This is a genomic window from uncultured Halorubrum sp., assembly GCF_937146585.1.
In the GTDB taxonomy this organism is placed as follows: Archaea; Halobacteriota; Halobacteria; order Halobacteriales; family Haloferacaceae; genus Halorubrum; species Halorubrum miltondacostae.
This window is the reverse complement of record NZ_CAKZRO010000072.1, coordinates 1-13,513: the sequence shown is the minus strand read 5'-3', so window position 1 is coordinate 13,513 and position 13,513 is coordinate 1. Positions and strand designations below refer to the sequence as shown.

The window sequence follows — 13,513 nt, the reverse complement described above, 5'->3', positions numbered from 1 at the left end:
GTCAGTCGCCGCCCAGCGCGCGGACCTCGGCCAGCAGGTCCTCGATCTCGGGGCGGTCGGCGGGCATCCGCCCCTCGTACGTGTACGCGACGGCCGGCTCGCCGGCGCGGACGTCGAGAACTAATGCCACCGGCATCCGCCCCACGAGGTCGTGGAGCGACCCGAGGATCCCGAACCGCACGGGCTGGTCGTACGCGTCGCTCACGTCCGCCTCGGGGTCGGCCAGCAGCGGGAACGGGAGGTCGTACGACTCCTGCCACGACCGGGCCCGGTCCGGGGGCTCGGGGAGCACGGAGACGACCGTCGCGTTCAGGGCCTCGAACTCGTCGTACCGGTCGGCGATCGCCTGGACCTGCTTGCGGCAGTTCCCGCAGTGGTAGTCCCGCTGGAACAGGAGCACGATCGCGTCGGTGTCGTGGTCCGCGGCCGCGGCGGAGAGGGCGAACGGGTCGGGACCCGCCCCCGCGTTGGGTAACTCGAAGTCGGGGACCGCATCGGCGGACGTCTGGGCGTCGCTCATACCCTCCGTTACGGGCTCACGCCGAATAAACTGGCAGCCGGTGTGACGCGCCGCGCGCGGAACGGGGCCACATATAGGACTGTGCGGCTCGTTTACACGCTATGGCCGAACGCGGCGCGACCGACGAGGGGACGACCGTCGGAGACCGGAGCGACGCGGCCGCGGAGCCCGCTCCGGTCGACGCCGCCCGGGAGTTCCTCCGCGCCGTTCGGACGGACGGGGACGTCGACTCGGCTCGGCGACGGCTGGACGCGCTGCCGCCGGCCGCACTGGACGCCCTCGACGCCGCGGAGCGGCTCTCGTTCTGGATCAACGTCTACAACGGGGCCACCGGCGACGCCCTCCTCGACGACCCGACGCGGCTGTCGGACCGACGCCGCTTCTTCGGCGCGCCGGTCGTCTCCGTCGCCGGCACCGACCTGAGCCTCGACGAGATCGAGCACGGGATCCTCCGCCGCTCGCAGTGGAAGTACGGCCTCGGGTACCTGCCCGACCCGTTCCCGTCGGCGTTCGTCCGCCGGCACCGCGTCGCCGAGCCGGACCCCCGGATCCACTTCGCGCTCAACTGCGGGGCCGCCGCCTGTCCGGCCGTCTTCGCCTACGAGCCGGCGACGGTCGCCGAGCGGCTCGACCGCGCCGCCGAGACGTACCTGCGGGGCGAGACGGTCGTCGCGGACGGCACCGCCCGGGTGCCGCGGCTCATGCTGTGGTACCGCGGCGACTTCGGCGGGACGAGCGGGATCCGAGATTGGCTTCGCCGATACGGCGTGATCGAGGCGGACGCGGCCCCGCGCGTCCGGTACCGCGAGTACGACTGGACGCCGTCGCTGGATCCGTTCCGCGGAGGAGACTGACGCCGAGCGCTCGGTCGCGACGGTCCGCGGGTATTGGGCGGGCTTTTTCACCTCCCCCGCCGACGGCCCGCGTATGACCGATCTCGACATCGACCTCGTCCTCGTGCCCGTCGACGGCAGCGAGGAGTCACACGAGGCGGTCGATTACGCCATCGCGCTCGCGAGCGAGTACGGGGCGAGCGTCCACGCGCTGTACGTCTTAGACGAGGATGTCGTCCGCGCGATCGACCACGGCGTCGTCGACGAGAGCGAGGTGGCCGACGACTCCGAGGCGTTCACCGACTCCGTCGCCCGCCGCGCGGAGTCGGCCGGCGTGAGCCACAGCAACTCCATCGCCTACGGCTTCTCCACGTCGGTGAAGACCGTCCACCCCGGCAGCGTCGTCCTCGACACCGCCGAGGAGCTGGAGTCGGACTTCATCGTCGTCCCGCGCGAGCCGGTCTCCGGCGACCCCGGCGAGGTGCTCGGGAAGGCCGCCGAGTACGTCCTGCTGTACGCGAGCCAGCCGGTCCTGTCCGTCTGATGGTCGGCGGCCTCCTCCCGGCGGGCACGACCCTCCCGCCGCTCCCGCACCTCCTCGTCGTCCTGCTCGCGACCGGCGGGGTCGTCGCCGCGCTCCGCCGGCGGCGCCCGCGCGTCACCGGCCGGCGCGTGCTCGCGCTCGGCCCGTGGATGGCGCTCGGCTCCGCGGCCCACGTCCTCTACGTCGTCGACGCGCTCCCGGCCTCGCTCGCGCCGTTCGCCGGCTCGCCGACGGTCTACCTCACGGTCGGGTCGCTCGCGGGCGCGGCGTGGCTCGCCGCCGACGCCGCCCGCCCGGACCGCGTGTCGGCGACCCTCGCGGCCGCCGGCGCGCTCTGTCTCGTCCCGGTCGTCGCGGTCGCGGTCGGGACCGGCCTCTCCCCCGCCGGCGCGCGCTGGTCGGCGGTGGCGCTCGCGCTCACCGTCCCGGTCGCCGCCCTCGCCTGGCTCGGCCTGACGCGCCTCCGACCGGAGGCCGCGGTCACCGGCGGGATCGGCGCCCTCGCCGTGTTCGGGCACGCGCTCGACGGCGTCTCGACCGCGGTCGGCACGACGCAGCTCGGATTCGGCGAGCGCACGCCGGTCTCGCGGATCCTGCTCGAAGTCGGCGGGCTCCCGTCGGTGCCGGTGCTGGGCGACGGGTGGCTGTTCCTCCTCGTGAAGCTCGTCGTCGCGACCGCGGTCGTCTGGCTGTTCGCGGCGTACGTCCGGGAGACGCCGGCGGAGGGGTTCCTCCTCCTCGGGTTCGTCGCCGCGATGGGGCTCGGCCCGGCGGCGCACAACCTCCTGCTGTTCTCCGTGGCGGCCTGACCGGCGGAGAACCGCCGCCGCTCCGCCCTCTCTCCTCACCAGACGGCGAGCGCGAACACGACCGCGACGCTCGCCAGCATCACCGCCTGGACGAACGCGCTGGCGAGGACGCCGACGGCCGCGTACGCCGCCTGCCGGGCGGCGGCCTCGGGGTCGTCGCCGTTCCCGTAGAGCGCGACGGCGAAGACGGTCCCGGCCAATCCGACGACGAGTCCGATCGGGCCGAGCGGGATCAGCAGCACGACGCCGATCAGCGTGCCGACGACGACGGTCCGGGTCGACGCGCCGCCGAGCCGCCCGGAGACCATGCCGGACAGGAGGTCCACGGCGGAGGCGAGGAGCGAGACGAGGACGAGCGCGACGAGCGCGGCGAGGCCCGGCTCGGCGAAGCCGGTGGTGTACGCGTACCCGACGACGGTGAGCGCCGCGAGGACGCCGCTCGGCACGAACGGGACGAAGGCGCTGGCCGTCCAGACGACGAGCAGCGCGATCGCCAGTCCGGCCGCGAGGGAGACCATACGGTCCGGACGTCGCGCGTGCGCAAAACGGTTTACCTCGGACGAGCGGGGGGCGGGGAGGAGGGTCGGGGGCGCGGGGACGCTCGGCCGACGCCGTCAGTCCTCTTCTTCGACGACTTCCGGGTCCTCGATGGCCGACTGGAGCGAGTCGAGCCCGTTGACCCACTCCGAGACGAGGCCGTACTCCAGGTCCTCGACGAGCTCGATGTCGAGGGCCTCGCCGTCGACGACGCGCGTCCCGGCCTGGACGACGTAGCCGAGCGCGGCGTCGAGGTCGTCGCCCTCCTCGGCCTCGGCGGCCGCGCGCACGAACTCGCTCACGTCGCCGTCGACGACGCCGCCGACGAGGTACTCCTCGGCCGCGTAGAAGACGGGGACGAGCGAGGTCTGGACGCCGTCGATCAGCATCACCTTGTCCTCGTCGTCGAACTCGACGTCGGCGAGGACGATGTCGCGGATGTCGCGGACCTCCTCGACCGCGCGCTCCTCGTCGATGCGGTCGTCGTCGAACGCGGCGAGCACCTTCGCCACGGCGATCGCGGCGTCGTCTTGGAGGTTCAAGAGGAGCCGCGCGGAGTCCTCGTTCTCGGGGTCGAGGTCCTCCTCGGCGAGCCTGTCGAGCCAGTTCTGCCAGCGTTCGTCGGTATAGAACGTTTCAACGGCGTCGTCGTCGGTCATGTCCCGTACGTCGCCCGGCCAACTCAAATGCCTTTCCTATCGATCGCCGCCCGAGAGGGCGTCTCACTCGCGTGAACCGTCGGATTCAGGCCTCGCGCTCCAGCGTCGCCTCGGTGTCGATCCCGTACACGGCTCGGGGGGTCTCGACGTGCGCCCGGCGGACCGCCTCGTCGTGCCCCGCCTCCAGCAGCCACCGGACGCGGCGCGGGACGGTCTTCGGCCCCAGCACCATCCCCGGGCGGTCCGGGTCGTCGACGAAGTCGGTCTCCATCAGGAACGGCGCGCCCGCCTCGGCGGCGCGCTCCAGCCGCTCCTTGTCGCTCATCACGCTCGGGGTGACGCCCGCCAGTTCGCCGGCCGCGTAGTGTTTGACGACGCGCGAGGGGTCGAGGCCCGACTCCTCGGCGACCGCGGCGAGGTCGGTCAGGTCCTCCGTGGCCTCGGTGTGGAGCTGGACCGCGCAGTCGACCTCCGCGCCCAGTTCGAACGCCCGCCGCGTGACCGCGTTCGACGCCTCCCAGACCGCCTCGGGCACGTCGTAGTGCGGCCGACCGGACTTCAGCGCGAGCGCGTCGCCGTCGGCGACGTACTCGCTCGCGACCCCGAGCCCGCCGCGCATGAGGTCGCGCGCTTCCTCGGGCGCGAAGTCGCGCTCGTCGACGAGCCGGCTGATCAGCCCGGGGTGGACGCCGAGGACGGGCCACGCGCGCCCCGGGAGGACCTCCGTCGCGGCCGCGACCGTCTCCAGCGTCTCCTCGAAGACCGCCCGGAAGTCGTCCGGCTCGTCCGGCTCGACGCCCAGCAGCCACGAGGGTTTGTTCACCACGAGCAGATGGGTGCCGCCGAGCCGGACGAACTCCTCGACGGCCTCGATCCCGCGGCCGTGTCGGGGGTCGAGGTGGAGGTGGTCGTCCAACACCGGCGTGCCGAGGTCCTCTGTCATGGGCGACCGTTCGGCCGCGCGCGATTAGAAGGATCGGTCCGCGGCGGTCGGAACGGCGACCGTCGCGAGCGCGACGACTCCGCTGCCCAGAGCGCGCTCAGTCAGCGCGGTTCGCCGCGAACCCCGTGTCGGGTCGGGGGACCGTCACGTCGGGGAGTTCGGCCTCGATCGCCTCGCGACGGCCCTCGAACTGCCCGGGCAACACCAGCCGCTCGCCGAGCGCGTCGAGCGGCTCGTCGCTCGCGTAGCCGGGCTCGGCGGTGGCGAGTTCGAAGAGGACGCCCGCGAACTCCCGGAAGTAGACCGACCGGAACCAGTGGCGGTCGATCTGCTGGGTCGGGCGCAAGCCCATCCCGGCCACCGCGTCGCGCATCCCGGACTGGTCGGCGTCGGTCGGCGTCTGGAACGCGACGTGGTGGACCGTGCCGCGGCCGGAGCTCCCCTGCCGGTCCGTCTCCACGACGTCGACGTACTTCCCGACCGGACCCTCGGCCGCGAAGCGGGTGCGCTCGGTGTCGGTCGCGGCGTCGGCCGCGGACTCGGTCTCCGTCAGCCCCATCGTTCGGAGGAGACGCTCGGTCCGCTCGGCGTCGCCGAGCCACAGCGTCACGGAGTGGAACCCGCGGATCGCGGCCGATCCGGGGACGAACGCGGTCCAGGCCGTCGTCGGGTCGTCGTCGGGAATCTCGACCGCGACCAGCTCGACGGGGAGCCCGTCTGGGTCGCGGAACGGGAGCACCGTCTCGCCGAAGCGCTCCTCGCGGGCGTCGTAGTCGACGCCGCGGTCGTCGAAGCGCTCCTCCCAGTAGCCGAGGCTCCCCTCGGGCACCCGGAACGCGGTGCGGGAGACCTGTCCCGCGCCCACCGCGCCCTCGGGGAGCTCCGTCCACGGAAAGAACGTCATGCTGGTGCCGGGCGTGCCCTCGGCGTCCCCGTAGAAGAAGTGGTACGTCCCGGGGTCGTCCTGGTTGATCGAGCGCTTGACGAGCCGGAGGCCGAGCGTCTCGGTCCAGAAGTCGAGGTTCCGCTGCGGGTCGCCCGCGACGCAGGTCACGTGGTGGATCCCGGGGGTCGGCGTCGGGCCGTCCCCGGTTCCGGCGTCGGTCGCGTCTGACGTGTCGCTCATACCCTCCCGTACGTCGCGGACCGACTTGAATCGGCGCGGACGCGGATGTTACCGGGTTCGGACGCGGAGGGGCGACGGGGCGATCGGTCAGCCGGATTGCGCCATCGCCCGTTCGATCCGTGTCCGGAGGGAGTCGAGGCGGTCGCCGACCGCGCCGACCGCCGAGAGAACCGGGTACGTGACGTCGAGACCCTGGTAGCAGTACGCCGGGAGGTCGAGGTCGTCACCGATCGCGAGCCGTCGCCGGTGGTCCGCGAGCACGCGCTGGCGGCGGCCCGCGATGCGGTCGCAGTCGTCGCGCAGCGCCTCCGTTCGGGTCCGGCAGGCGTCGAGCGCACCGAACCCGGGGGCGTCGACGTCGGCATCGTCAACTCCCTCGCTCCCGGCAACGCCGATCTCGTCCTCGATCGCGTCGATCTCGCTCCGGATCGGGTCGAGCCGGGACCCCGCGCGCTCGACCGATTCGATCTCCGACTCGACGGCGTCGATGAACGCCTCGCGATCCCGGACCGCGGTCTCGACGGCGCTCAGCAGCGACTGCTTGTACTCCTCGTGGAAGCAGTTCGTCCGAGTGAGCGCGTAGGCGAGCTCCGGGCCGAACTCCTCGGCGACGCTCCGCTCGTAGGTGTCGTCGTACTCCGTCTCGTAGTGCGGGACCGACATCACCGTGGCGCGGTACGCGTCGCGCACCGCCACCAGCCGGGAGCCGGGCGACGCCGCTCCGCCCCCCGAGCCGCCGACTGCGCCGCCGACCGCGCCGCTCACGCCCGCGAACCCGTCGGCCGCGGCGGGGTCGGGCGGGCCGGCGTTCGCGCTCTCGTCCGGGATCGACGACACCCGAACCCTGAACGCGCGGAACGCCTCGCGCTCATCGACGACCCGGCGCCGCTCGACTCGGAGCTCCGCTCGCGCCGCCCGGACCGGATCGCTCTCGCCGTCCGCGTGGGTCGCTGTCATACGTCGCGACACGCTCAGTCCCCCCGTAAACGCTTATATGAGGCGTCCGCCGCCGTCCGGAGCGGTCGGCACCGCTCCGGAGTGGTATATATTCTGGCGAGGCTCCGTCGCCCGCGACTGCCCGCTCCCCCGTGCCGGTGGACAGCGACTTTACCGCTCCGCCGCCGACCGACGGTATGGAGCCGGTCTCCCTCACCGACGCGTTCGACTCGTTCGACGAGACGTGGTCCCCGCGGCTCGCGGGCGAGCTCAACGGGCAGGCGGTCAAGCTCGCGAAGGCGGACGGCGAGTTCGTCTGGCACAGCCACGAGGCGGCCGACGAGCTGTTCCTCGTCCACTCGGGGCGGCTCCGGATCGAGTTCCGCGAGGCGGACGACGCGGTGTTGGAGGCGGGGGAGTTCACGGTCGTTCCGCGCGGCACCGAGCACCGCCCGGTCGCCGAACCGGAGGCAGAGATCGTGCTGTTCGAACCGAGCGGGACCCGCAACACGGGCGACGCGGAGACGGACGAGACCGCCGAAGTAGAACGCCTGGACTAGGACTCGGTCCCCGCGACCTCGCTCACGGGACGACGGCCCGCGCGAGCGAGCCGAACAGGGGAAGTACCAGCCCCGCGCCGACCGCGAGGTAGACGACCGGACGCATCCCCGGCACCGCGGCGGCCGACGGGCCGAGCGAGACCGCGAACGCCGCGAGGGCGACGACCCCCGCGCCGAGCGCGTAGCCGACCCCGCGGCGGACCGTCGGGGCGACGAGCGACGCGAGCGCCCCCGCGGCGATCAGCCCGACCCAGTGAACGATCGCGAGCGCGACGCCGACCCCGACCGCGGCGACGAGCGCGGCCGCGTGCGGTCTCGGTTCCGTCCGGACGCGGTCGAGGAGCGACGCGGGATCGGCCGAGGACGGCGCGTCGGCCGGACGCGGCGGGGAGTCGCTCACTGCGACCCCTCCGTCGACGGCTCGAACCGCACCGCCGGCTCGCCGCCCCCGCCGAGCGGCATCGGCCGCTGGTCGTTGCCGAGCCACCGCCGGAGCTGGTCGTCGTAGTGCTCGGAGAAGTAGTCGCCGGAGTTCCCGCCCGGCAGGACCGCCGTCGCGTCCGTGCCCGGCCGCACGATCATCCGCCAGCTCGACCCGACCGCGGAGCCGACGCGGTAGTTCTTCACGGTCGCGGGCGACCCGTCCGCCGGCAGCGACTCGTAGTTCAGGAACGGCGCCTCGCCGCCGAGCGGATGGCTCATCGACCGCGTGGTGTTGTAGTCGCCGTAGGTCTCCCACCCCTCCGCCTCGACTTCGTCGAGCGCGTCGCGGAGCGCTCGCACCGCGAGGGCGGCCCGCGACCGGCCGTCGAACAGCGGGTCGTCGTCGGGCAGCCGCGCGAGCGTCCAGTCGCTCGGGTAGTACCCCTCGCCGAGGTCGGCGTCGGCGAACGTCGGGCCGAAGACGCGCTCGCGGAAGTGCGGGAGGTAGCGGGCGAACAGCAGCGCTGCGCGCGAGCCGCGCGTCATCCGGTAGTCCCACTCGTCGAGGGCGTCCGCGGCGTCGACGAGCGACGGATCCGGGTCGTCGCGGTCGCGGACCGCGGCGACCAGCTCGGGGACCAACTCCGGGCCGCGCCCGTCGCGCACGTCGTTCTGGAGGGCGCGGTGGAAGCCGGGGTCCGTCGACCCCTCGTCGCCGGTCGCCGCGTCAAGTCGGTCGGCGATCCGGGACCCGCGGTACGGGGCCGCGTAGCTGACGCCGACGTAGTGGGTCGGGTCGTCGATCGGGCGTTGATTGGCCGTCGAGAGGACGTCGGGGTCGATCGCGTGCGGCTTCTCCGCGAAGGGGACGAACCCCTCCCACGAGGACTCGCCGAAGGGTTCGAAGCCGCTCCACTCGCCCTCGCCCGCGGTGCCGTCGAAGATCCGGTCGCCGTCGACGACCTCCCCGTCGGTGCGGCGGATCGGCAGCCGGCCGGTCGCGAAGTAGAGGGTCCGGCCGTCCGCGTCCGCGTACACGAGGTTCTGGGTCGGCAGGTCGAAGTCGCGCGTCGCTTCGAGCAGGTCGTCTATCCCCCCGCTGCGCCCGTACGCCTCGATGGCGACCGTGGTCCGCGTCGCGGTGTGGCCGGTCCACGCGACGCCGACCGTCTCCCCCTCGCGTTCGATCAGGGGACCGTGGACGGTGCGCCGCACGCGGACCTCCCGGTCCTCGCCGCCGGCGACCGGGATCGACTCGCGCTCGTCGGTCTCGAATGGGCGCCACTCCCCGTCGTACCGGTAGCGGTCGCCCGCGTCGTCGATGTCGTACCGATAACAGTCCAGCACGTCTGCGCCGAGGTTGGTGAACGACCACGTCCCGCGGTCGTTCGCGCCCGCGATGACGAACGGGACGCCCGAGAACGTCGCGCCCCGCACCGAGCGCTCGGGGGTGTCGACCGACTGCTCGTACCACAGCGGCGGCGCCTGGAGCGAGAGGTGCGGGTCGTACGCGACGGTCGGCGTCCCGCTCGCGGTCCGCTCCCCGGAGACGACCCAGCTGTTCGAGCCGACGCCCGTCGGCGACTCGAAGCCGGAGAGCCAGTCGGCCAACTCGGGGTCGACGGGGCCGACGGAGTCGCTCGGCCCGCCGTCCGACGCGCGATCGCTCGCGTCGCGGACGCGCTCGGCGCTCCCGCCGAGCCGGGTCTCCGTCCCGTCGAGGATCGTGTCGTCGTGATCGTACCGCGTCGGGAACAGCGTCGCCGCGCGGTCCGCGCCCAGATGCTCGGCGACCAGCGCCCGCCGCAGTTCGCCGAAGTCGCCGGTGAGCGTCCACGAGATCTGCTTCTCCATCAGCATCGAGTCGACCGGCGTCCACGGCGCCGGCTCGTAGCCGATCAGCTCGAACTCCAGCGGGAGCGGCAGGTCTTCCATCGCGGCGTTGACGCCGTCGACGAACGCCTCGACGAGCGGGCCGGCGCGCGTCTCCGCGACGACGTCCCACGTCGCCTCGGCGGCGTCCGCGAACCCCATCGCGACGTTGAACTCGTCGCTGTCGAGCGTCGCCTCGCCGATCACCTCAGAGAGGCGGCCCCGCATCACCCGTCGCTGGAGGTCCATCGCGAACAGACGGTCGAACGCCTGACAGTAGCCGACCGCGAAGTACGCAGCCGGCTCCTCGTCCGCCTCGATCTGCGGGACGCCGAACTCGTCGCGGGCGACCGTCGCCGCCCCGTGCGGGCTCTCGACGGTCTCCGGGAGGGAGCGGTCGGCCGCGTCCCACGCCTCGCCCGACAGCGGCGCAAACGAGTCGAGGAGGTCGGCCGCGTCGCTCGCCGCCAGCCCGGCGCTGCCGGCCGCGAGAACGCTCGCGAGGACCGCGCGGCGCGTGGTGTCACGTGTCACCTCCCAAGCGATGCCGCGGTCCTTCATTATAATTTGGATCGGACTCCGCTTCGAACCTTTATCTGTCTGACCCGCGTAGATACGTGCGGTGTGTTCACATGAAACTCGCATTGATCGGGGTCGGACAGGCGGGCGGGAAGGTGGTCGACGAGTTCCTGGCCTACGACGCGGAGACGGGCGCGGACATCGTTCGCGGAGCGATCGCGGTCAACACGGCGAAGGCGGATCTCGACGGAATCGACCGCCTCCCGACTGACCGCCGGATCCTGATCGGGCAGTCGCGAGTCAAGGGCCACGGCGTGGGCGCGGACAACGAACTGGGCGCTGAAGTGGCCGAGGAGGACATCGACGAGATCCAGGGGGCGCTCGACTCGGTGCCGGTCCACGAGATAGACGCGTTCCTGGTCGTCGCGGGGCTGGGCGGCGGGACGGGGTCGGGCGGCGCACCCGTGATCGCGAAGAACCTCAAACGGATCTACACCGAACCCGTGTACGGGCTCGGCATCCTCCCCGGTCGCGACGAGGGCGGGATCTACACGCTGAACGCCGCCCGCTCGCTCAAGACGTTCGTCGACGAGGTGGACAACCTCATGCTGTTCGACAACGACGCGTGGCGCAGTTCGGGCGAGTCCGTCGGGGAGGGGTTCGACGCCATCAACAGGGAGCTGGTCCAGCGGTTCGGCGTGCTGTTCAGCGCCGGCGAGATCACCGAGGGGAGCGACGTGGCCGAGAGCGTGGTCGACTCCTCCGAGATCATCAACACGCTCAAGGGCGGCGGCATCTCGTCGCTGGGGTACGCCGACGTCGAGGTGGACGAACCGAAGCGGTCGGGATTGCTGTCGCGGCTCCGCGACGATTCGACTGACGGGATCGACAGCACGGAGGCCACCAACCGGGTCACGAGCCTCGTCCGGAAAGCGACGCTCGGTCGGCTCACCCTGCCCTGTGAGGTGAGCGGCACGGAGCGCGCGCTGCTCGTCGTCGCCGGGCCGCCGGCGTACCTCAACCGGAAGGGGATCGAACACGGTCGCAAGTGGCTCGAAGAACAGACCGGCTCGATGGAGGTCCGCGGCGGCGACTACCCGCGACGCGGCGAGGGCACGGTCGCGGCGCTCGTGCTGCTCGGCGGCGTGACGAACGTCCCGCGGGTCAAGGAGCTTCAGCAGGTCGCGATCGAGGCGCAACGGAACCTGGGCGAGATCACCGACGAGAGCGAGGACCGCTTCGCGGATCTGATGGACAGCGACGGGGAGTTGGAGTCGCTGTTTTGAGCGCGCCTCGGCCGCTCGGCGGGGTTCGAAGCGCCGTCTCGGTCCCGAGCGGCGCGGTGTCGCCGAGCCGGACTCGTCACGGATCCGCGACCAACGGCCGCCGATCGGCGAGGACGTCGAACGACTCCTCGACGTCGCCGAGCACGAGCAGCGCGTGGTATCGGAGATACGTCACGACGGGGACCCGCGCGAGCGCTCCGACCGCGAGCACCGCGACGCCGAACAGCAACGCGATGGGAACGAGGAGGACCAGTCCGATCGGCGACGTCACCGAGACGGTCGCGTGAACGACCGCGACCGCGACGAGGACGGGGACGAGGAGTACGACCGCGACGATGCCGACGACGACCGAGACGACGATCCCGGTCGCGACCGTCAACAGGAACGCGACGACGACGTACGCCAGGTACTGTTTCCACGAACGCTTGATCGACGGCCAGAGGCGACGCCACGCCGCGAGGACGCCCGAGTCCGACTGGATCATGAGCGGCACGACGAACACGGTCGTGAACCCCGACACCAACGCGTACGCGACGCTGACGAGGCTCAAAAGGGGGATCCCGATCAAAAACGCCGCGGCGGAGAATCCGGGGTCGCGCCCGGTCAGGACCGGCACGACGAGCAGCGCGGCCCAGCCGCCGAACAGCGCGAGCGTCGGGAGTCCGATCGCTATCCGGAACCCGAACAGGCGGAGCCCCTGCCGCCACCGCCGGCGCCAGTAGCGTCGGAGCGTCACCTCGCCGGTGCGGAGCGACTCGATCAGCACGAACTCCATGACCGCTCCGATCAGCGCGACTACGGCGAGGAACAGCAGTCCGACGCCGACGGCCGCGACGGCGAGCGTCAGCAGGTCGACCGGGAGGGCTGACGGGACCTCACCGACCGGGACGTCTCCGGACGTCGACGACGTGCCGAACTGTGCCGTCGGGAAACTCACGCCGCCGCCGACGAAGAGGGCGACGAGCGCGAGCGTCAGCCAGCGGCGCGGGGTGACGGGCGTCAGGAACTCCCGGGTGACGCCGAACGCTTCCTCGAGGTCTTCGACCGCGTGGAGGGCCATGAGTCGGAGTATACGGATCGAATGGTTAGCCTTTCTGGTCGGTGCGGACGCGCGTCGTCGCACCGCCCGCGCGGTGGCGGGAAACGTACATCCGTCGCCCGACCGTACAGGGTGTCGATGCAGGTCGCGCTGATCACGGTGGGGGACGAACTGCTCTCGGGCGACACGGTGAACACGAACGCCAACTGGCTCGCCGCGGAGCTGAGCGAGCGCGGCGTCGCCGTGCCGCGGATCCTCTCGATCCCGGACGACAGGGGGGAGATCGCCGACCGCGTCCGGGAGTACGCCGCCGACTTCGACGCGGTGATCGTGACGGGCGGCATCGGCAGTACGCCCGACGACGTGACGATGGAGGCGGTCGCGGACGCGTTCGACCGCGAGATGGGCCCCACCGACCTCACGCGCGAGTCCGTCGAGCGGCGGCTGGCCGCGATCCGCGAGCGGGTCCCCGACCGCGAGTTCGACGTCGACGTCGAGGCCGAGGCGGCGGTCCCCGCGGGGAGCCGCCCGCTCGTGACCGACGCGGGGCTCGCGCCGGGCTGCGTGGTCGAGAACGTCTACGTCATGCCCGGCATCCCGGACGAGCTGAAGGCGACGTTCGAGGCCGTCGCCGACGAGTTCGCGGGCGACCGCCGCTCGCGGTTCCTCTACACCGTCGAGCCGGAGTCGAACATCGTCCCCGCGCTGCGGGAGGCGATGGAGCGGTTCGACGTCGCCGTCGGCTGTTACCCCGACCGCGAGGCGGAGCACAACCGGCTGAAGGTGACCGCCACCGACGACGACGCGCTCGCCGACGCCGCGGCGTGGCTCCTGTCGAACGTGGACGCGAGCGAGACGCCGGTGTCTCGCGACTGGTGACGCGGGAGCGGCCGACGACGCTTCGCGA

The 13,513-nt window shown here is 72.3% G+C and carries 15 protein-coding genes; 6 read left to right on the top strand and 9 right to left on the bottom strand.

Annotated elements, in window-relative coordinates; genetic code table 11:
• Position 1 precedes the first annotated feature (1 nt).
• Positions 2–520: a peroxiredoxin gene (locus tag Q0116_RS06755; protein ID WP_297886571.1), complete on the bottom strand. Its 519-nt coding sequence runs from the start codon at positions 518–520 to the stop codon at positions 2–4.
• A gap of 101 nt (positions 521–621) precedes the next feature.
• Here Q0116_RS06755 and Q0116_RS06750 point away from each other — a divergent pair, with 101 nt between their 5' ends.
• The 3 genes from Q0116_RS06750 to Q0116_RS06740 all read left to right on the top strand — a co-directional run bounded on the left by Q0116_RS06750 (position 622) and on the right by Q0116_RS06740 (position 2,706).
• Positions 622–1,374 carry a DUF547 domain-containing protein gene (locus Q0116_RS06750; protein WP_297886570.1) on the top strand — a complete coding sequence of 251 codons (753 nt, stop codon included), beginning with the start codon at positions 622–624 and terminating at the stop codon, positions 1,372–1,374.
• 73 nt (positions 1,375–1,447) lie between these two features.
• Positions 1,448–1,897 carry a universal stress protein gene (locus Q0116_RS06745; RefSeq protein WP_297886569.1) on the top strand — a complete coding sequence of 150 codons (450 nt, stop codon included), beginning with the start codon at positions 1,448–1,450 and terminating at the stop codon, positions 1,895–1,897.
• Entirely contained in the window at positions 1,897–2,706 is an 810-nt protein-coding gene (locus Q0116_RS06740) for a DUF63 family protein (protein WP_297886568.1), read from the top strand. The genes Q0116_RS06745 and Q0116_RS06740 overlap by 1 nt, the downstream gene beginning before the upstream one ends.
• A gap of 35 nt (positions 2,707–2,741) precedes the next feature.
• On the opposite strand, the gene Q0116_RS06735 is transcribed toward Q0116_RS06740, so the two are convergent.
• The 5 genes from Q0116_RS06735 to Q0116_RS06715 all read right to left on the bottom strand — a co-directional run bounded on the left by Q0116_RS06735 (position 2,742) and on the right by Q0116_RS06715 (position 6,928).
• Positions 2,742–3,224 carry a DUF456 domain-containing protein gene (locus tag Q0116_RS06735; RefSeq protein ID WP_297886567.1) on the bottom strand — a complete coding sequence of 161 codons (483 nt, stop codon included), beginning with the start codon at positions 3,222–3,224 and terminating at the stop codon, positions 2,742–2,744.
• Between the two features lie 96 nt (positions 3,225–3,320).
• Positions 3,321–3,902, bottom strand: coding sequence for a DUF2150 family protein (locus tag Q0116_RS06730; RefSeq protein WP_297886566.1), 582 nt, complete (start codon positions 3,900–3,902; stop codon positions 3,321–3,323).
• A gap of 85 nt (positions 3,903–3,987) precedes the next feature.
• A complete protein-coding gene (locus Q0116_RS06725) occupies positions 3,988–4,845 on the bottom strand; it encodes a TatD family hydrolase (protein ID WP_297886565.1) in 858 nt (285 codons plus the stop codon).
• Between the two features lie 97 nt (positions 4,846–4,942).
• Positions 4,943–5,971: a VOC family protein gene (locus Q0116_RS06720; protein WP_297886564.1), complete on the bottom strand. Its 1,029-nt coding sequence runs from the start codon at positions 5,969–5,971 to the stop codon at positions 4,943–4,945.
• 87 nt (positions 5,972–6,058) lie between these two features.
• Positions 6,059–6,928: a hypothetical protein gene (locus tag Q0116_RS06715; protein WP_297886563.1), complete on the bottom strand. Its 870-nt coding sequence runs from the start codon at positions 6,926–6,928 to the stop codon at positions 6,059–6,061.
• A 176-nt stretch (positions 6,929–7,104) separates the two neighbouring features.
• Here Q0116_RS06715 and Q0116_RS06710 point away from each other — a divergent pair, with 176 nt between their 5' ends.
• Positions 7,105–7,467, top strand: coding sequence for a cupin domain-containing protein (locus Q0116_RS06710; RefSeq protein WP_297886562.1), 363 nt, complete (start codon positions 7,105–7,107; stop codon positions 7,465–7,467).
• Positions 7,468–7,489: 22 nt separating this feature from the next.
• Here the strand turns inward: Q0116_RS06710 and Q0116_RS06705 are convergent, their stop codons facing one another.
• Entirely contained in the window at positions 7,490–7,867 is a 378-nt protein-coding gene (locus tag Q0116_RS06705) for a hypothetical protein (protein ID WP_297886561.1), read from the bottom strand.
• Positions 7,864–10,296 carry a penicillin acylase family protein gene (locus Q0116_RS06700; RefSeq protein WP_297886560.1) on the bottom strand — a complete coding sequence of 811 codons (2,433 nt, stop codon included), beginning with the start codon at positions 10,294–10,296 and terminating at the stop codon, positions 7,864–7,866. Before Q0116_RS06700 ends, Q0116_RS06705 begins: the two co-directional genes overlap by 4 nt.
• Before the next feature lie 98 nt (positions 10,297–10,394).
• On the opposite strand from Q0116_RS06700, the gene Q0116_RS06695 reads away from it, so the two are divergent.
• Complete coding sequence (locus Q0116_RS06695; RefSeq protein ID WP_297886559.1) at positions 10,395–11,567, top strand: tubulin/FtsZ family protein; 1,173 nt, start codon at positions 10,395–10,397, stop codon at positions 11,565–11,567.
• Positions 11,568–11,643: 76 nt separating this feature from the next.
• Here the strand turns inward: Q0116_RS06695 and Q0116_RS06690 are convergent, their stop codons facing one another.
• Complete coding sequence (locus tag Q0116_RS06690) at positions 11,644–12,627, bottom strand: hypothetical protein (protein ID WP_297886558.1); 984 nt, start codon at positions 12,625–12,627, stop codon at positions 11,644–11,646.
• A gap of 117 nt (positions 12,628–12,744) precedes the next feature.
• On the opposite strand from Q0116_RS06690, the gene Q0116_RS06685 reads away from it, so the two are divergent.
• The gene (locus Q0116_RS06685) at positions 12,745–13,485 is read left to right on the top strand and encodes a competence/damage-inducible protein A (RefSeq protein ID WP_297886557.1); all 741 of its coding nucleotides are present in this window, start codon (positions 12,745–12,747) and stop codon (positions 13,483–13,485) included.
• Positions 13,486–13,513: the final 28 nt, after the last annotated feature.

What these genes read in the sequence shown, in the direction of transcription:
- Q0116_RS06740 (WP_297886568.1), top strand. Translation starts at nt 1,897, where the DNA reads ATGGTCGGCGGCCTCCTCCCGGCGGGCACGACCCTCCCGCCGCTCCCG.
- Q0116_RS06720 (WP_297886564.1), bottom strand. Translation starts at nt 5,971, where the DNA reads ATGAGCGACACGTCAGACGCGACCGACGCCGGAACCGGGGACGGCCCG.
- Q0116_RS06755 (WP_297886571.1), bottom strand. Translation starts at nt 520, where the DNA reads ATGAGCGACGCCCAGACGTCCGCCGATGCGGTCCCCGACTTCGAGTTA.
- Q0116_RS06745 (WP_297886569.1), top strand. Translation starts at nt 1,448, where the DNA reads ATGACCGATCTCGACATCGACCTCGTCCTCGTGCCCGTCGACGGCAGC.
- Q0116_RS06725 (WP_297886565.1), bottom strand. Translation starts at nt 4,845, where the DNA reads ATGACAGAGGACCTCGGCACGCCGGTGTTGGACGACCACCTCCACCTC.
- Q0116_RS06715 (WP_297886563.1), bottom strand. Translation starts at nt 6,928, where the DNA reads ATGACAGCGACCCACGCGGACGGCGAGAGCGATCCGGTCCGGGCGGCG.
- Q0116_RS06685 (WP_297886557.1), top strand. Translation starts at nt 12,745, where the DNA reads ATGCAGGTCGCGCTGATCACGGTGGGGGACGAACTGCTCTCGGGCGAC.
- Q0116_RS06695 (WP_297886559.1), top strand. Translation starts at nt 10,395, where the DNA reads ATGAAACTCGCATTGATCGGGGTCGGACAGGCGGGCGGGAAGGTGGTC.
- Q0116_RS06735 (WP_297886567.1), bottom strand. Translation starts at nt 3,224, where the DNA reads ATGGTCTCCCTCGCGGCCGGACTGGCGATCGCGCTGCTCGTCGTCTGG.
- Q0116_RS06730 (WP_297886566.1), bottom strand. Translation starts at nt 3,902, where the DNA reads ATGACCGACGACGACGCCGTTGAAACGTTCTATACCGACGAACGCTGG.
- Q0116_RS06690 (WP_297886558.1), bottom strand. Translation starts at nt 12,627, where the DNA reads ATGGCCCTCCACGCGGTCGAAGACCTCGAGGAAGCGTTCGGCGTCACC.
- Q0116_RS06710 (WP_297886562.1), top strand. Translation starts at nt 7,105, where the DNA reads ATGGAGCCGGTCTCCCTCACCGACGCGTTCGACTCGTTCGACGAGACG.
- Q0116_RS06750 (WP_297886570.1), top strand. Translation starts at nt 622, where the DNA reads ATGGCCGAACGCGGCGCGACCGACGAGGGGACGACCGTCGGAGACCGG.